The organism is Alkalihalophilus marmarensis DSM 21297, from assembly GCF_000474275.2.
Lineage (GTDB): Bacteria > Bacillota > Bacilli > Bacillales > Bacillaceae_D > Alkalihalophilus > Alkalihalophilus marmarensis.
In genome coordinates, this window is record NZ_ATAE01000003.1 from 73,533 (window position 1) to 90,668 (window position 17,136).

The following is a 17,136-nucleotide window of genomic DNA, read 5'->3' on the forward strand; positions in this document are numbered from 1 at the left end:
AATGGATTTTAAACAGTATATTACAATTGTAGAAAACTACCCTAAAGAAGGTATTCGCTTTAAAGATATTACGACTCTAATGCAAGATGGTGCAGCATACAAAGCGGCTATTGATGAAATGGCGGAATTTGCAAAAGATAAAGAAGTCGATCTTGTTGTTGGGCCTGAAGCTCGTGGCTTTGTTGTTGGTTGTCCAATTGCCTACTCTCTAGGAACTGGATTTGTTCCTGTACGTAAAGCAGGAAAGCTTCCGCGTGAAGTGATCTCAGTTGATTATGGTTTAGAGTATGGTAAAGACAGCTTGACGATCCACCGTGATTCTATTAAAAAAGGGCAGCGCGTACTGATTGCTGATGACTTGCTTGCTACAGGTGGTACCATTGAAGCGACAATTAAAATGGTTGAAGAACTAGGCGGGATTGTTGTTGGAATTGCGTTCATGATTGAACTTGATTACCTAGATGGCCGTCAGAAACTTGAAGGCCATGACATTTTCTCATTAATGACGTATAAATAAACAACTAGAAGATCAGAGTGCTCATAAGTGATGAGTGCTCTTTTCTGTTATCTAAATACAGAAAAGGGCAAAGTAGTAGTGATTACATACAAGCGGGTACAGGGGTGGAAATATTTTTCTATACTACCTCGACATTTTTCGCCTTTTTCCCTTTACATCCATTGAAAACTTAACGATAATAAGAAGAAATCGAATCGTGAATAGGTGATTCCATGACCATAGATCAAGTGTTAGAAAAAGCAAGTCAATATCTTAGTGAAGATGACATTGCTTTTTTACGTAAAGCATACGAGTATGCTGAGAAGTCTCATAGCGGGCAGTACAGGAAATCTGGCGAGCCCTACATTTTACACCCAATCCAAGTTGCAGGAATTATAGTGGAACTTGAATTAGACCCTAATACAGTAGCTGCTGCTTTCTTACATGATGTTGTAGAAGATACTGAGGTAACTGTAGAAGAGATTTCTGCAGAATTTAACGAGCAAGTTGCTATGCTTGTTGATGGGGTAACCAAGCTTAAAAAATTTAAGTATAAATCAAAAGAAGAACAGCAGGCGGAAAATCACCGTAAAATGCTTGTCGCTATGGCAAAAGACATTAGAGTGATTTTGATAAAACTTGCTGATCGTCTTCATAATATGCGAACTCTAAAATACATGCCGCCTGAAAAACAGCGAGTCACGTCAAATGAAACACTCGAAATCTTTGCGCCGCTGGCTCATAGACTAGGTATCTCAACAATTAAGTGGGAGCTTGAGGATACAGCCTTGCGTTACTTAGATCCGCAGCAGTATTACCGCATCGTTAACTTGATGAAGCGCAAGCGAGCTGAGCGTGAACAGTATTTATCACAAGTAATGGACACAATTAATGAACATTTAACTGATGTCAAAGTGAATGCGGAGTTATCCGGCCGACCGAAGCATATTTACAGCATTTATCGTAAAATGGTGCTGCAAAACAAGCAGTTTAATGAAATTTATGATCTCTTAGCTGTTCGTATCATCGTAAAGAATATTAAAGATTGCTATGCTGTGCTCGGTGTCATTCATACGTGCTGGAAACCGATGCCTGGGAGATTTAAAGATTATATCGCGATGCCTAAAGCCAATATGTATCAATCTTTGCATACAACCGTTGTTGGACCATTCGGTGATCCTCTTGAGGTTCAAATACGTACAGAAGAAATGCACCGCGTTGCTGAATTCGGGGTAGCGGCTCATTGGGCATATAAAGAAGGAAAATCTTCAGCTTCGTCTAAAGACTCTTTTGAGGACAAGCTTACTTGGTTCCGTGACATTATTGAATCGCAAAACGAAACAAACGATGCACAAGAATTTATGGAATGCCTAAAAATGGACTTATTTAGTGACATGGTCTTCGTGTTTACTCCAAAGGGAGATGTCCTTGACCTCCCGCGTGGGTCCGTGCCGCTTGATTTTGCGTATCGAATTCATAGTGAGATCGGAAACCGTTGTATTGGGGCCAAAGTAAATGGCAAAATGGTGCCGCTTGATCATGAATTGAAAACAGGAGATATCGTCGAAGTGATGACTTCTAAGCATTCATATGGCCCTAGCCAGGATTGGATAAAGATCACTCAATCTTCTCACGCGAAAAATAAAATTAAGCAATGGTTTAAAAAAGAACGCCGTGAAGAGAATATCGAAAAGGGACGCGAAATCGTTGAAAAGGAAATTCGTGCTCTCGATTTTGAACCAAAAGAGGTATTGACGGAAGAAAATATTCAACTTGTTGCCAATAAGTTCAGCTTTGCAGGCGAAGAAGACATGTTTGCAGCAGCTGGGTATGGCGGGATCAGTGCTAAACAAATTGTTAATCGAATGACCGAGAAATTACGTAAGCAGCTAGACCAAGAGCAAGAAGAGCAGTCTCTGCAAGAAGCTATATCAGAGATCCCATCTTTTACACCTAAGAAGAAAGCAAGCTCAGGCGTACGTGTAAAAGGTGTGGATAACCTGCTTATTCGTCTATCTCGCTGTTGTACACCTGTACCTGGTGATGACATCATCGGCTATATTACCAAAGGCCGGGGAGTCTCTATCCACCGAGCTGATTGTGCGAATGTGAACACAGAAGAAGCGAAAACTCGTCTTTTGCCTGTTGAGTGGGAAGGCGATCATCAGCAGTCCAAATCATACAATGTAGACATTGAAATTACTGGTTTTGACCGCAATGGTTTATTAAATGAGGTATTACAAGCTGTTACGGAATCAAGAACGATGATTAACGCGGTGTCAGGAAAGAGTGATCACCGCAATAAAGTGGCGACCATTAATATGACGATCTTAATTCAAAATATTGATCATCTCCATAAAGTAGTGGAAAAAATTAAACATTTACAAGATATCTATTCTGTACGCCGAATTATGCATTAATCTTTATCATTTGAGGTGTTAGTCGTGCGAGTCGTATTACAACGATCGAAGGAAGCTTCAGTTACAGTAGCGGATGAAGTAGTGGGTAAAATTAATTCTGGCTTAGTGTTGCTAGTCGGAATCACACATGAGGATACGAATGAAGATGTAGAATATGTAGCGGACAAAGTCGTTAACCTCCGGATTTTTGAGGATGAGAATGGGAAAATGAATCATTCTCTTAAAGACAAAGAAGGAGAGATTTTATCGATCTCTCAATTTACTCTTTACGGCGACTGTAAAAAAGGCCGTCGTCCAAACTTTATGGATGCGGCAAAGCCTGATATAGCAAAAGAGCGCTACGATTATTTCAACCAAGTTCTTCGTGATAAAGGGATCCATGTAGAAACAGGAACATTCGGAGCAATGATGGATGTTTCTCTAACCAATGATGGACCTGTCACTTTAATTGTGGAAAGTAAATAATCTTTTTAAGTAAATAATTATTTAAAGTAAATTATTTACGTTTGGCTGTAAGTTTTTTATTAATTGTGGTCATGCTAGAGGTATATTAATGGATGTATCAGAAAGGAAGATCCACTATATGCGCTCTAGTATGCGGCAGCAATCTATGCATCAAAGCACAGATCAAATGTTTCATGTAGACTTTCACAGCTTTGTGGAAAAAGAAAATACGAATACAAACTTGGAGCTTGCTTCAGAGTTTGGCTTATCCCTTAGAGATGTGAGGGCTCTAAAGCATAAGCTCGGACGAAATTAGCCTATTGACAGCTTGGGGTTTCATTCGTATAGTAGTAAACAAACCAATTACAAATTTGCATTATTCCGGCGAAGAGGCAGAGTAATTAAGGTAGCAGGTTGTAAAGAGAGGAGAGGCCGCGGCTGAGAGCCCTCCCAATTTGTCTTGATGAATGAACACCTCTGAGGATTTTCTCTGAACGTGTAGATCAGTAGGAGATGACGTTAACAGGCGTTAACTGTTTAAAAGTGGAAGCAAGTTCAGTTTGCTTCAATTAGGGTGGCACCACGGGTATACAACTCTCGTCCCTGATGTAGATACATCAGAGGCGGGAGTTTTTTGTGTTTTAAAAAAAGACTTTTTATACGTGCAGGAGGAACAAAAATGAGTATGCAAATCCCACGCGGTACGCAAGATATATTACCAGGTGAAATTGAAATTTGGCAATATATCGAGCAAAAATCAAAAGAAATATGCAGCCGCTATAATTACAAAGAAATTCGAACTCCAATCTTTGAACATACTGAAGTGTTCGCGCGTGGAGTAGGGGAAACAACGGATATTGTTCAAAAGGAAATGTACACATTCACTGACCGCGGCGAGCGCAGTTTAACTCTTCGTCCTGAAGGAACAGCTGGAGTTGTGCGCTCCTTTGTAGGGAACAAACTGTACGGAGAAGCGAGTCAGCCGACGAAACTATTTTATACCGGTCCTATGTTCCGTTATGAAAGACCGCAAGCAGGCCGCATGCGCCAGTTCGTACAATTTGGAGTAGAAGCATTAGGTAGTGCAGATCCGGCCATCGATGCAGAAGTGCTAGCATTAGTGATGAGCATCTATTATGAGCTTGGCTTAACAGATATCAAACTTGTGTTAAACAGTTTAGGAGATAAAGAAAGCCGTGAAGCTCACAGAGACGCACTGATCAATCACTTTAAGCCTAGCATCGGTGAATTTTGTTCAGATTGCCAAAACCGCTTAGAGAAGAATCCATTACGTATTCTTGATTGTAAAAAAGACCGTGAGCACCCATTAATGCAAACAGCTCCTTCTATTCATGACTACTATACAGAAGAATCTGCTGCTTATTTCAAAGAAGTGAAGCAGCATCTTGATCAAATGAATCTGCCTTACGTAGTAGATCCAACATTAGTGCGCGGTTTGGATTACTATAATCATACTGCTTTTGAAGTAATGGCTGAAGGAGAAGGATTTGGAGCCATTACAACATTATGCGGCGGCGGAAGATACAATGGCCTGGTACAAGAGTTTAGCGGCCCAGAAACACCAGGAATCGGCTTTGCCTTCAGTATTGAGCGATTGATCATGGCGTTAAAGGCACAAGGGAAGGTGCCTGATTTTGGTAATCAGCTTGATTGTTTCCTTGTGACTCTTGGTGATGAGGCCAAAGCGAAGTCAGTTGAGCTTTTGTATCAGTTACGACAAGCGGGGATTCGCTGTGACAAAGATTACTTAGATAAAAAAATGAAGGCACAGTTTAAAGCTGCAGATCGCCTAAACGTACGCTATACAGCGATTCTTGGTGATAATGAGCTTAATGAAAATCGAATTAATGTGAAAAATATGGAAACAGGCGAACAGGTCGAGGTTGCACTCGATACTTTTATCACATACATGAAAGAGCAAGTTGAGGGAGGCAAATAAGATGATTGGTAGAACGCATCATTGTGGAGAGTTAAGAAGTGAACATGTAGGGGAGACCGTACAATTAAAAGGGTGGGTGCAAAAGCGCCGTGATTTAGGAAATGTTATTTTCCTTGATTTGCGAGACCGCTCAGGCATTGTTCAAGTTGTTTTTAGTCCAGAGGTTAATAAAGAAGCACTTGAGACAGCAGAACGTGTTCGTAATGAATACGTGCTTGAAGTAGAAGGTACAGTCGTTGCGCGTGACGCGCGTACAGTAAATGACAAGATTGAGACAGGGACGATCGAAATTCATGTAACAAAAGTAGAAGTACTCAATGCTTCAAAATCACTTCCATTCCAAATCGAAGCTGATACAGATGCATCAGAGGATGTGCGTCTGCGTTACCGTTACTTAGATTTACGCCGTCCTGATATGCAGGAAACATTTAAACTACGCCACAAAACAACAAAGTTAATTCGTAATTTCTTAGACGAAGAAGCATTTCTTGAAATTGAAACACCAATGCTGACAAAGAGTACACCTGAAGGAGCTCGTGACTATCTTGTTCCAAGCCGCGTGCACCATGGTGAATTTTATGCACTTCCGCAGTCGCCGCAAATCTTCAAGCAGCTTTTAATGGTGTCTGGTTTTGAACGTTACTACCAAGTGGTTCGCTGTTTCCGTGATGAAGACTTACGTGCAGACCGTCAGCCAGAATTCACCCAAATTGATATTGAGACTTCTTTTATGGATAAAGAAGACCTTCTTTCAATGACAGAGAAAATGATGGCAAAAGTTTTAAAGGAAACAAAAGGTGTAGAAGTTTCCCTTCCAATGCCTCGTCTGACGTATGATGAAGCAATGAACCGTTATGGCTCTGATAAGCCGGATACACGTTTTGAAATGGAGTTAATTGAGCTCTCAGATGTAGTCCGTGACTCAAGCTTTAAAGTATTTACAAGTGCGCTTAACGGCGGCGGTATTGTGAAAGGCTTAAATCTTAAAGGCGGGGCAAGTAAAATGTCTCGTAAGGAAATTGACGCATTGACTGAATTTGTTAAGCCGTATGGTGCAAAAGGTCTTGCTTGGCTGAAGGTTGAAGCAGATGGCTTAAAAGGTCCGATTGCTAAATTCTTTGAAGGGGAACATGCAGAGAACCTTCTAAGTGCGATGAATGGGGAAGAAGGCGATTTATTATTCTTTGCAGCAGACAAAGCCCAAGTGGTCTTTGACAGCCTTGGTGCACTTCGTCTGAAGTTTGGTAAAGAGTTCGACTTAATTGATAAAGATGCATTTAACTTCTTATGGGTTGTTGACTTCCCGCTCGTTGAATATGATGAGGATGCAAAGCGTTATGTCGCTCTTCACCACCCGTTCACAAGTCCTAAGCAAGCAGATCGTGACCTGCTTGCTACAGATCCTGCATCTGTTCGTGCCGAGGCATATGACCTTGTATTAAACGGTTATGAACTTGGCGGCGGTTCACAGCGTATTTATGAGCGTGAAATTCAAGAGCATATGTTTAGAGCGCTAGGGTTCTCAGAAGAAGAAGCAAAAGAACAATTCGGCTTCTTACTTGAAGCATTTGAATATGGTACACCACCGCACGGGGGAATCGCTCTTGGACTTGACCGTCTAATCATGCTTCTAGCAGGACGTACAAACTTACGTGATACGATTGCGTTCCCTAAAACAGCAAGTGCAAGCTGCTTATTAACGAATGCACCAAGCGAAGTAAGTCTTGATCAGTTAATTGACCTTAATTTATCCATAATTGGTAATAAGACGGATAAGGTCGAAGTATAAAGCATTCTAGAGATTGCCTGGATCATTGGGCAGTCTCTTTTTTTAGTCTATTTACAACGTGAAGAACGAGAGCAGCATTTAAAATAATACAGCGAGAAAAAATAAGTGAAAAAATGATTGACTGTTTCATTTGAGGTGCGTATAATCAGACTCAATAGAAAATTCGAAACAGTATGAGATGGAGATCTCATCCTTATCAAGAGTGGTGGAGGGACTGACCCGATGAAACCCGGCAACCGGTTTGTATGCCTATACAAACAAAGGTGCTACGTTCAGCAGAATGAATTCATTCTGAAAGATAAGGGAAGGCAGTGAAAACCTTTCCTTTTGGAAAGGTTTTTTTGCATTCATGATTAAACAAGTTTAGATGAGACGAGGAGAGAGGCATATGCTTAAAATAGGAATACTTGGTTTTGGAACAGTTGGGAAGGGAGTGTATGACCGCTTTCATAGAACGAGAGAAACGATTGAACGTCAATTAGGAGAGTCATTTAAAATTGAAGCGATTTTAGTTAAAGATCGTCAAAAAGATCGGGCTTCTTTAGAAGAAGGTTTTGTGACTACTGATTGGGAAGAATTTAAAAATCATCACTCCTATGATATTGTCTTTGAAGCGATCGGAGGTATTGAACCAGCATATTCATATACGAACCATTTTCTTACTCAAGGGACTCCGGTTATTTCAGCGAACAAGAAATTGATCGCATCAAGAGGGGAAGAACTTGATGCTTGTGCACAAGCTGGAGGCACCTTTTATGGGTATGAGGCGGCTGTTGCGGGTGCTATTCCTATTATAAATGCGCTCCGTGCCACACTTAGCACAACTTCGATTGATCGAGTTCGAGGCATTTTAAATGGCACAACAAACTATATGTTAACGGAAATGATTCAAAAAGAGAGAAGCTTTGCTGACGTGCTGCTTGAGGCTCAGCAGCTAGGCTATGCAGAAAGTGATCCAACTGATGACATTGAAAGCTATGATGCATGGTATAAGTTGATCATCTTAAGCAGACTCTGTTTTGGTAAATGGGCTGACACGGAACAGATTACTCGTTACGGGGTAAGTGAGATTGAAAATTGGCATGTAGAGGTAGCAAACGAACTTGGCTGTCAGGTGAAACTAATTGGTGATGCAAAGCTAGAAGATGGAGAAGTGAGAGGTATTGTGTCCCCTGCCTTTGTTGCTGGTGATGAACTTCTAGCATCCATCAACGGGGTCGTAAATGCTGTTGTCCTTTACGGGGAAGATATTGATCAACTATCGTTTGCCGGCCCAGGAGCTGGAGGGGCTGCTACAGCGAATAGTATGGTAGAAGATTTTATTCTCCATAGTCGTTATGATGGGGATCGTGTTGTTGCAGAAGAGCAACATGAAGCAAAAGAAGAGAGCAGCTATTCGATGGTATTTGTCAATCAAGCAAGTTATGGGGAATGTCTGCACTGGGCCGAAGCATATGGCGTTGAAATCGTTGAATCCATCCCGCATTCAGAAGGTGAGGCATGGATTGTTAAAAATGCTGCTGTGGATGAGTTAAGCCAGCCGGTTTATCAGCTTTATGGAAATATTCAAAGGATCACAAGTGCGAACGAAGTGAAGGTAAGTTAACAAATTGGTATAACGTAAGATGGGGGAACTTATGGTTGAATTAACTGACGGTACGCATTAATCAACGCAATGGGTTCCTCTTTAATATAATACGTTCGAACTCCGCGGTTTGTATGGAGATACAAAAAGCCCATGGCATCTTTTTCTGGCTTTTTACGGTAAGAAATATCAAAAATAGATTGGATCGGGTAATGATCATCTTTCACGGTTAGTTTATCTTCAAACAGGAACATATCATATGATGTTTCAACAATGCGCTTTTCTGTCCAGCCGATTTCCTGACTGATTTCAATACAGCGCTGAGTGGCGAGTGCTTTTTTCATGGATAGATGGAGCCTCCTAAATAGGTTTATTCATACCGTACCATACCTCATAAAAAAGAACAAAAAAATAAATAACAGAAAATTTAGATAAAATACTTGCATGTCGTTTTCTGTCATGGTATATTATAGTCAACAAGATAAGAGTCCTACATTGTTCGTAAAAACTGATTGTTTTGAGCCAACACTTTTGAAAAGGGAGCAATAAGTTGTTTGTTGGATTACATGCCTTCTACGTCAAGGACGTAAGAGAATGAACACTAGGCACCCACCTGTGAGAGCAGGTTCAAAACGTAAGTCAAATACGGCATAGCTGGGATTCTTATCCTACATAACTCGGAAAAAAGCTGATTTGTTCATAAGAGCAATTCAGCTTTTTTCGCTGTGAAAACGTCTTAGACTTTTTTTGCAGGCTGTGATATATTCAAATCCGATAATAGATAGCTTTTTAGTATGGTACTAAAAGGGTATACTATATAATACATAAACCTTACTCTTGGAAGGAGAAACAATCCATGTTACATCAGTTTTCACGAAATGAATTAGCCATTGGTCATGATGGTCTTGATCAATTAAAAAATAGTACAGTAGCTGTTCTAGGAATTGGAGGAGTGGGGTCATTTTCAGCTGAGGCGCTTGCTCGCTCTGGAGTCGGACGTTTAGTTCTTGTAGATAAAGATGATGTGGATATTACGAACGTGAACCGCCAAATTCATGCCCTTCTCTCCACTGTTGGCCGTGAGAAAGTAGAGCTTATGAAAGAGAGAATTGCAGATATTAACCCTGATTGTGAAGTCATTGCTCTTAAAATGTTCTATACAGAAGAGACATATGAACAGTTTTTTAGTTATGGTCTTGATTATGTTATTGATGCAAGTGATACTATTTCTTATAAGATTCATTTAATGAAACAATGTTTAGAGCGTAAAATACCGATTATTTCTAGTATGGGTGCTGCTAATAAGATGGACCCGACCCGCCTGCGGATCGCTGATATTTCAAAGACAAGCTATGACCCTATTGCAAAGGTCATTCGGACGAAACTTCGTAAAGACGGAATTCATAAAGGAATTGAAGTCGTATTTTCTGATGAACAGCCGATCAAAATTCGTGAAGATATCAGAAAAGAAATTGTTCCACAAAAAGCTGAGGAAGGCCCAATTCGAAAAGCAAAAATGCCTCCATCCTCAAATGCTTTTGTTCCATCTGTAGCTGGATTGATAATGGCAGGTCATGTAATTACGAAATTACTTGATGGAATAGAAATTAATCGTTAATAAAAAATGGCTTCCACTCTTGTGGAGGCCATTTTTTGTATTAATTATTTAGCTAATTTCTCTAAATTTCCGTTTTTGTCCATTTTAAATGAAGTGTTGGATAAAGTCTCTTCATCCTCTAAAATCGCCATTCTTCTTGCACGGTTCATAATTTGAATAAGAGATTGGTAATCTTCTTCAATGATTGAACTGTCTTGTTTAAGCTTTTGGATTTCGATTTCTAATTCACGATTACGGTTGATCAGCTCAAGATTGGTTTTAATAAGAGCCTGGTTTTCTTCCTCCACCTCTTTGGAGTTTGTTTGGTCGGATAATGTCTGTAAGTATTGAATAACCGCATCGAGTGACAGCGAAGAACTAGATGCAGGCTCTGGATTATATGAAGATACTGCATTCATTGAAGGTTGTGCGGCTGGTGGTGCCCATAAAGGCTTGCGCTGAGTGTAATAGGAGAAAGACATTGCGCGTTTTCTCTGCTTTCTTTCTTTTTTTGCCTCAGCAATTTGCTTAATAAATCGCTGCCTTACAACAGCATTCCACCTAAAACCACATGCTGCAGAGGTGCGATTTAATTCATCTCCTACCTCTTCGAAGGCTTGCAGCTGCGTGCTGCCTTCACGAATATGTTTTAATACGGTTTCAGCAAGTAATACATCATCTTCGTGGGACCAAGCATCCTGTCTAACTTTCATTCTTTTCAACTCCTAATCCATAGATAGTTTTTGTTACTAGCTACTATGGTCAGAAAGAAGATAGTTTATACAAGGGTCATAGAAAATTTAATCGATTTCCCTCTTTTCATTGAAATTGTAAGCCTAATCATTATGAAAAAGTATGAAAGAACCTTTTTTTATATGGTGTAAACGTGTAAGATATAGAAGAAAAATTTATTCTTACATTTCGACATTATTCGAGGAGTATTCCATGTTAAAAACATTACGAGCAAAATTATTGTTCTTTTTCCTATTTGCGACGTTGCTTCCCCTTTTATTTGTAGGGTATATCACTTTTCAATCGCAAAAAATAGAAACCAATCAACAGCTTCAACAAACAATGTATACAATGGCAGATAATTTAGCTATTTCTATAGAAGAGATTGTCAATGAACGAATGGCAGATGTAACGATTCTAGCAAACAATACAATCCTGCGAGATTCGACTGCTACAAGAGAAGAGATTAGAGAAGAGCTGCGGATCTTTGTGAATGCTCATTCAATTTATTATGGAGCCTTATTTGTAAATCCAGAAGGTGTAGTCAGTGTTGATTTAGATAATACGATTGTGGGCACAGATGTAACTGACAGATTATGGTATCAAAAGGCGATAAGTCAAAACGGTATTTATTTTTCTGATATTTTTTATTCTGATGTTCTTCACCAACCAGCCATCGTTTTAGCGAGTGTAGTGAAGGATGAAGACGGTGAAGCTTTGGGAGTCGTTTCAGCCATCTTTGATGTGAATTTTTTATGGGAGCGTTTGGCTCATTACAGCAAGCAGCAAAAAAGTCACGGCCTTGAAGGATATGCTTTTTTGGTGAATGGACGAGGTGACATTATTGCTCATCCAAATGAAAATCTAATTCTCTCATACAATTATTTGGAGCAAAATAATTTAACAAGTGAAGCATTTGATGGATTGGTTCAAAACCGAAACTTATTTCATAGCAAAAGCAATGATATGATTCAAACGTTTTCTAGAATCGCAAAAGCACCTGGTTTTGAGAATGAGTGGTATCTTAGTATTTCTGTTCCAAATGAACGAATGAATTCGCCTATTGAAGAACTCATTTTAAAGTATCTCGTATTGTTTGGGTGTGTGGTGCTTATTACATCAATAGGTGTCATAAAGTTATCATCTTATATCGTGAAACCATTGCAAAAACTTGTCTTTGCGACTAGTGATTTTGCGTTTGGTAAAAATGTGTATCCGTTAGCACCTGATGCTTATCATGAAGTGGATACGCTCACACGTACTTTTAATATGATGACAAGACGATTAGTTGAGCGTGAGAAAAGCCATCGTAAATCCACTCTAATTTTAGAAACAACCGATAATGGGGTCTTAGCATTTCAACAAAGCAGTCAACGGGTGACCACATTTAACCGTCAGTGTGAGCAATTGTTCGGTCTAGCTAAAGAACAAGCCTTGGGTGCAACACTCGATCAAGTTATTGAGCAGAACGGAGCGTTTAAAACGTTTATTGATTGTTCAAAGCTTTCCGATGTGCTCAGGAATCAAGACTTTAATAAAAAGTATGAATTTGAATGTTATTTAGGCGGGCAGAAGCGAATCTTTTTTGCCGGTGTATCAACTCTGCCTAAGTTAAATAATGAAGAAGAACTTGAAGACGTGTTATTGATTTTTATTGATATTACAGACAAACGCAAGATAGAGCAGGAATTAATTCGCTCTGAAAAGCTTCAGTTAGTCGGTCAGCTGGCTGCAGGATTTGCACATGAAATTCGCAATCCGCTAACGACAATTAGAGGCTTTATGCAAATTTTCCATCAATCGGATGCGACGAAAGATGAACATAAAGTTCATTATGATGTCATAATCAAAGAGATTGATCGAGTGAATTCCATTATTGGGGAATTGCTACAAATGGCTAACCCTAAATCTGTTACATCAAAAACAGAAACAAATATTGGTGAGTTGTTAACCGATATTCATACTTTGTATGAACCAGAAGCAAACGAGCAAGGAATAAAAATGAGACTGCAAATAGAGCCGCTTCCAACCGTTTATTTAGATCGCAGTAAATTGCATCAAGTCGTGATGAATTTAGTGAAAAATGGATTAGAAGCAATCGATGGAAGCGGGTCACTAGCTCTTTTTGCTTATGAGAATACAGAACGTGAGATAATCGAAATAAAAGTCGAGGACACGGGCATCGGAATGAACCCTCAAACGATTGAAAAGCTTGGTACACCGTTCTTTACTACAAAGGAAACAGGTACCGGACTCGGGCTGATGACCTCATTTAGAATTGTGGAAGAGATCGGCGGCAAGCTTCTTGTGACAAGCAAGGAAGGTGTGGGAACCACGTTTATCATTCAACTTCCTTTATATGAATTGAAAATGTACCGCTAAAAAACTGGCTGCCAAGGGCGCCAGTTTTTAGCGTTGATCTAATTTATCATAAATATCTGCAAGAGCTTGTTCAAATTTCCCCGTGCGTTTAGGTTCATAATAGCGGGCCTTTTTTAGTTTGTCCGGCAGGTATTGCTGCTTAACCCATCCGTGATCAAAGTCATGAGGATACTGATATTCTACCCCGCGCCCAAGTGCTTTTGCTCCTTTATAATGAGCATCCTTCAAATGTTTAGGTACATCCCCAGAGGCGCCTCCTCTAATATCTGCAATAGCTGCATCTATAGCTTTATATGCAGAATTAGATTTTGGAGAAAGGCAAAGCTCGACCACAGCGTTTGATAGAGGGATGCGTGCTTCTGGCATTCCTAGCCGTTCGGCTGCCTCTATCGCAGCTAATGTTCTCGCTCCAGCTTGTGGGTTTGCTAGCCCAATATCTTCATAGGAAATCACAAGAAGCCTTCTTGCTATACTTGTTAAATCACCTGCTTCAAGCAGACGGGCTAAGTAATGAAGCCCAGCATTTACATCACTTCCACGAATTGATTTCTGGAAGGCAGATAATACGTCATAATGAGCATCGCCATCTTTATCATGATGGAAACTTTTCTTTTGAATGCATGATTCGGCGGTTTCAAGTGAGATATGTTTGATTCCGGCCTCCGTTGCAAACGTTGATTTAACAGCAAGCTCTAGGGCGTTTAAAGCTGAGCGAACATCCCCTCCGCACATATGAGCCAGATGACTAAGGGCATCATCTTCAATCTCAATCTGCTCTTTGCCAAACCCCGACTCTGGATTTTGAATCGCACGAATTAGAGCAGTCTTTATATCATCAGGAGTAAGGGATTCAAGTTCAAATATTTGACAACGGCTGCGAATTGCTGGGTTAATAGAGTGATAAGGATTAGCCGTAGTAGCTCCAATTAAAATAATAAGTCCTTTTTCTAAATGAGGCAGCAAGAAATCTTGCTTTGCTTTATCTAACCGATGTACTTCATCGAGAATAACGATGAGCTGCCCATGCATTTTTGCTTCGGCAACAGCAATTTCCATGTCTTTCTTATTGTGGACCACAGCGTTTAACAATTTGAAAGGAGTGTCGGTACTTCCTGCGATGGCTGTTGCTATAGAAGTTTTACCTACACCAGGAGGACCATATAAGATCATCGATGAAAGTTGACCGACATCGACCATCCGGCGCAGGAGCTTGCCTTCGCCTACTAAGTGGCTCTGGCCAATAATGTCTTCAATTTTCTTTGGACGCATACGATATGCGAGTGGTTCCTTTTTCATCCGATCATCTCCAATAAACAAGCATTCACCTATAGTGTAGCCCAATAGAGGGGAAAAGCCAATGATCCAGCATACTTAGAATACACCAAGGGAGTGAATGGGTACGACAGTGATTTAGACGCCAAAATAAATGGAATTCATGCTATAATGACAAAGAATTAGCAGGAGAGAAGGGGTAACCTTTGAGCGGAGTTGAGAATAGAAGAAAACCGAGCAAGTTATTTGTTCGCTGGGCAGTGTTTATGGTTGGCCTCGTCATCATGTCGTTTGGTATATCTATGATGATTAAGGCAGACTTAGGGAGTGCGCCGTGGGATGTATTGCATATCGGTCTCACCCTGCAGCTAGGACTTACAGTAGGCTCATGGTCTATTATCATGGGTTTTCTTATTATTGGTGCAACAAGCTTTTTAACAAAAGAATGGCCGCAGCTTGGTGCATTTATCAATATGGTATTAGTCGGGGTATTCATTGATATCTTTCTGTGGATCTTGCCAGCCCCTGAAGGTTTTGTCTTGAAATTGGCTATGCTATTACTAGGAATTTTAATCATTGGATACGGAATTGGCTTATATATTGCGCCAAAGCTTGGAGCAGGACCACGGGACAGCTTAATGCTTGCTCTGACACTGCGCACAGGATGGAAAGTTCAATGGGTGCGTAGTTCGATGGAGGTCATTGTATTGACTGCAGGGTGGCTTCTAGGAGGTCCGGTCTTTATAGGAACGTTATTATTTTGTTTTGGGATTGGTTCGGTCGTAGGCTTTACGATGCCCCAATGTCAGCGAATGGTCGATATTTTGATAGAAAGAGGGTCGAAAAATGAAAATTTCAACCAAGGGACGTTACGGACTCACCATCATGATGGCGTTAGCTAAAAAGTCAGGTGAAGGTCCAGTTTCATTAAAATCAATCGCAAAAGAATATAAACTATCTGAACATTATTTAGAGCAGCTGATTGCACCTCTTAGAAATGCGATGCTTGTAAAGAGTGTACGCGGTGCTTATGGCGGTTATATGCTTGCAAAGGATGCAAATGAGATTACAGCGGGAGATATTATCCGTGTCCTTGAAGGACCGATCAGTCCAGTGGAAGTAATGGATGATGAAGAGCCTGCAAAGCGTGACTTATGGATTAAAATTCGTGATGCGGTAAAAGATGTACTAGATAATACAACATTAGATGATTTAGCGAAATTTGAAGATAAAGGCAAACAAGAATATTATATGTTCTACATTTAATAAATAAAGAAGGTGATCAATGATGGATTCCATCTATCTTGACCATGCTGCAACATCGCCAATGGACCCGAGGGTCGTTGATGCGATGTTGCCGTATTTTTATGAGCAGTTTGGCAACCCGTCTAGCATCCATCATATCGGACGCGCAGCTCGTCAGGCAGTTGATGAGGCAAGAGCAAAACTTGCAGAATGCCTGCATACGTCTCCTAATCAATTAATTATTACTAGCGGGGGTACTGAAGCAGATAATTTAGCGGTCATAGGTTACGCATTAGAAAATGAGTCAAAAGGCAAGCATATAATTACCACGCAAATTGAGCATCATGCAGTAGGACATGCTTGCGCCGAACTAGAGCAGAGAGGCTTTGAGGTTACCTATTTACCGGTGGATGAAATCGGAAGAGTCAGTATTGAAGACGTTCGTCAAGCGCTTCGCGATGATACGATCCTTATAACAATTATGTATGGGAATAATGAAGTAGGAACGATTCAGCCTATTAAAGAGATTGGCGAGATAGTGAGGGAGCATCAAGCAGCCTTTCATACAGATGCCGTTCAAGCTTTGGGTACAGTGGATTTAAACCTAGCAGAGCTGCCTGTAGATATGCTTTCATTGTCCGCTCACAAAATTAACGGCCCTAAAGGAATCGGCCTTTTATATATGAAAAAAGGTATCTCAGCAAGACCCCTGTTATTTGGGGGAGAGCAGGAGCGTAAGCGAAGAGCGGGTACGGAAAATGTAGCAGCTATTGTTGGGTTCAGTAAAGCAATGGAAATTGCTGTTGAAACTGCCAATGAAAAACGTGAGCGTTATCTTGGCTATTCCCGGATCTTTTTTGATACATTTACTAAGAAGGACATTAATTTTGGATTAAATGGGGATCCTGTCGAGCGCCTTCCTCATGTATTAAATATAAGTTTTCCGGGTGTTCAAGTCGAAGCGCTCCTTGTCGCACTTGATATGGCTAATATCGCAGCTTCAAGCGGTTCAGCATGTACGGCAGGTTCACTTGAGCCTTCACATGTTCTAGAAGCGATGTACGGTAATGAGGGGAAAGAGCGCATCTTTTCGGCTGTTAGATTCAGTTTTGGTATAACCAATACTGAAAAAGAAATTGAACATGCGGCAAAAGAGATTGCAAAAATTGTTAAAAGACTCCAAGAACAACAGCAGTTTATCAGCTAGGAGTATT

15 protein-coding genes, 1 other RNA gene, 1 riboswitch and 1 other annotated feature are annotated in these 17,136 nt (G+C 40.4%); of the genes, 13 read left to right on the forward strand and 3 right to left on the reverse strand.

Annotated features, from left to right (window positions below; translation table 11 throughout):
• The first annotated feature begins 1 nt into the window (after window position 1).
• The 7 genes from A33I_RS00480 to A33I_RS00510 all read left to right on the forward strand — a co-directional run bounded on the left by A33I_RS00480 (window position 2) and on the right by A33I_RS00510 (window position 8,715).
• Window positions 2-517, forward strand: a complete 516-nt coding sequence (locus A33I_RS00480) for an adenine phosphoribosyltransferase (protein WP_022626516.1) — start codon at window positions 2-4, stop codon at window positions 515-517.
• A 212-nt stretch (window positions 518-729) separates the two neighbouring features.
• On the forward strand, window positions 730-2,916 hold the full coding sequence (locus tag A33I_RS00485; protein WP_022626517.1) for a RelA/SpoT family protein: 2,187 nt from the start codon (window positions 730-732) through the stop codon (window positions 2,914-2,916).
• Between the two features lie 24 nt (window positions 2,917-2,940).
• Window positions 2,941-3,381, forward strand: coding sequence for a D-aminoacyl-tRNA deacylase (gene dtd / locus A33I_RS00490; RefSeq protein WP_012957772.1), 441 nt, complete (start codon window positions 2,941-2,943; stop codon window positions 3,379-3,381).
• An 88-nt stretch (window positions 3,382-3,469) separates the two neighbouring features.
• Window positions 3,470-3,676: a hypothetical protein gene (locus tag A33I_RS21015; RefSeq protein WP_022626518.1), complete on the forward strand. Its 207-nt coding sequence runs from the start codon at window positions 3,470-3,472 to the stop codon at window positions 3,674-3,676.
• A 59-nt stretch (window positions 3,677-3,735) separates the two neighbouring features.
• Window positions 3,736-3,968: a binding site (T-box leader), on the forward strand.
• A 71-nt stretch (window positions 3,969-4,039) separates the two neighbouring features.
• Window positions 4,040-5,320, forward strand: coding sequence for a histidine--tRNA ligase (gene hisS, locus A33I_RS00500; protein ID WP_022626519.1), 1,281 nt, complete (start codon window positions 4,040-4,042; stop codon window positions 5,318-5,320).
• 1 nt (window position 5,321) lies between these two features.
• Window positions 5,322-7,109 (forward strand): aspartate--tRNA ligase, encoded by a 1,788-nt coding sequence (gene aspS, locus A33I_RS00505; protein WP_022626520.1) that lies wholly within the window; start codon window positions 5,322-5,324, stop codon window positions 7,107-7,109.
• A gap of 190 nt (window positions 7,110-7,299) precedes the next feature.
• Window positions 7,300-7,414, forward strand: a riboswitch (SAM riboswitch).
• An 83-nt stretch (window positions 7,415-7,497) separates the two neighbouring features.
• A complete protein-coding gene (locus A33I_RS00510; RefSeq protein WP_022626521.1) occupies window positions 7,498-8,715 on the forward strand; it encodes a homoserine dehydrogenase in 1,218 nt (405 codons plus the stop codon).
• A 29-nt stretch (window positions 8,716-8,744) separates the two neighbouring features.
• Here A33I_RS00510 and A33I_RS00515 read toward each other — a convergent pair whose 3' ends face one another.
• Window positions 8,745-9,038, reverse strand: a complete 294-nt coding sequence (locus A33I_RS00515; RefSeq protein WP_012957777.1) for a hypothetical protein — start codon at window positions 9,036-9,038, stop codon at window positions 8,745-8,747.
• A gap of 140 nt (window positions 9,039-9,178) precedes the next feature.
• Between A33I_RS00515 and ssrS the strand changes: the two genes are divergently transcribed.
• A non-coding RNA gene (gene ssrS, locus A33I_RS20085) (6S RNA) lies at window positions 9,179-9,359 on the forward strand.
• A gap of 191 nt (window positions 9,360-9,550) precedes the next feature.
• Complete coding sequence (locus tag A33I_RS00520; protein ID WP_012957778.1) at window positions 9,551-10,312, forward strand: tRNA threonylcarbamoyladenosine dehydratase; 762 nt, start codon at window positions 9,551-9,553, stop codon at window positions 10,310-10,312.
• Between the two features lie 44 nt (window positions 10,313-10,356).
• Here the strand turns inward: A33I_RS00520 and A33I_RS00525 are convergent, their stop codons facing one another.
• Complete coding sequence (locus tag A33I_RS00525) at window positions 10,357-11,004, reverse strand: RsfA family transcriptional regulator (protein ID WP_022626522.1); 648 nt, start codon at window positions 11,002-11,004, stop codon at window positions 10,357-10,359.
• Window positions 11,005-11,236: 232 nt separating this feature from the next.
• On the opposite strand from A33I_RS00525, the gene A33I_RS00530 reads away from it, so the two are divergent.
• Window positions 11,237-13,405, forward strand: a complete 2,169-nt coding sequence (locus tag A33I_RS00530; protein WP_022626523.1) for a sensor histidine kinase — start codon at window positions 11,237-11,239, stop codon at window positions 13,403-13,405.
• A gap of 27 nt (window positions 13,406-13,432) precedes the next feature.
• On the opposite strand, the gene A33I_RS00535 is transcribed toward A33I_RS00530, so the two are convergent.
• The gene (locus A33I_RS00535) at window positions 13,433-14,701 is read right to left on the reverse strand and encodes a replication-associated recombination protein A (RefSeq protein WP_022626524.1); all 1,269 of its coding nucleotides are present in this window, start codon (window positions 14,699-14,701) and stop codon (window positions 13,433-13,435) included.
• 182 nt (window positions 14,702-14,883) lie between these two features.
• Between A33I_RS00535 and A33I_RS00540 the strand changes: the two genes are divergently transcribed.
• From A33I_RS00540 to A33I_RS00550, 3 genes are read left to right on the forward strand one after another with little or no spacing between them, the layout of a single operon-like run.
• Window positions 14,884-15,579, forward strand: a complete 696-nt coding sequence (locus A33I_RS00540; RefSeq protein WP_022626525.1) for a YczE/YyaS/YitT family protein — start codon at window positions 14,884-14,886, stop codon at window positions 15,577-15,579.
• Window positions 15,524-15,943 carry a cysteine metabolism transcriptional regulator CymR gene (gene cymR / locus A33I_RS00545; protein WP_012957783.1) on the forward strand — a complete coding sequence of 140 codons (420 nt, stop codon included), beginning with the start codon at window positions 15,524-15,526 and terminating at the stop codon, window positions 15,941-15,943. Before A33I_RS00540 ends, cymR begins: the two co-directional genes overlap by 56 nt.
• A 22-nt stretch (window positions 15,944-15,965) precedes the next feature.
• A complete protein-coding gene (locus tag A33I_RS00550; protein WP_022626527.1) occupies window positions 15,966-17,129 on the forward strand; it encodes a cysteine desulfurase family protein in 1,164 nt (387 codons plus the stop codon).
• Window positions 17,130-17,136: the final 7 nt, after the last annotated feature.

Bases quoted from the DNA above. Each gene is read 5' to 3' on its own strand.
- A33I_RS00550 (WP_022626527.1), top strand. From the start codon at position 15,966: ATGGATTCCATCTATCTTGACCATGCTGCAACATCGCCAATGGACCCG.
- A33I_RS00520 (WP_012957778.1), top strand. From the start codon at position 9,551: ATGTTACATCAGTTTTCACGAAATGAATTAGCCATTGGTCATGATGGT.
- A33I_RS00535 (WP_022626524.1), bottom strand. From the start codon at position 14,701: ATGAAAAAGGAACCACTCGCATATCGTATGCGTCCAAAGAAAATTGAA.
- A33I_RS21015 (WP_022626518.1), top strand. From the start codon at position 3,470: ATGGATGTATCAGAAAGGAAGATCCACTATATGCGCTCTAGTATGCGG.
- A33I_RS00515 (WP_012957777.1), bottom strand. From the start codon at position 9,038: ATGAAAAAAGCACTCGCCACTCAGCGCTGTATTGAAATCAGTCAGGAA.
- A33I_RS00530 (WP_022626523.1), top strand. From the start codon at position 11,237: ATGTTAAAAACATTACGAGCAAAATTATTGTTCTTTTTCCTATTTGCG.
- A33I_RS00525 (WP_022626522.1), bottom strand. From the start codon at position 11,004: ATGAAAGTTAGACAGGATGCTTGGTCCCACGAAGATGATGTATTACTT.
- aspS (WP_022626520.1), top strand. From the start codon at position 5,322: ATGATTGGTAGAACGCATCATTGTGGAGAGTTAAGAAGTGAACATGTA.
- hisS (WP_022626519.1), top strand. From the start codon at position 4,040: ATGAGTATGCAAATCCCACGCGGTACGCAAGATATATTACCAGGTGAA.
- cymR (WP_012957783.1), top strand. From the start codon at position 15,524: ATGAAAATTTCAACCAAGGGACGTTACGGACTCACCATCATGATGGCG.
- A33I_RS00485 (WP_022626517.1), top strand. From the start codon at position 730: ATGACCATAGATCAAGTGTTAGAAAAAGCAAGTCAATATCTTAGTGAA.
- A33I_RS00510 (WP_022626521.1), top strand. From the start codon at position 7,498: ATGCTTAAAATAGGAATACTTGGTTTTGGAACAGTTGGGAAGGGAGTG.
- A33I_RS00480 (WP_022626516.1), top strand. From the start codon at position 2: ATGGATTTTAAACAGTATATTACAATTGTAGAAAACTACCCTAAAGAA.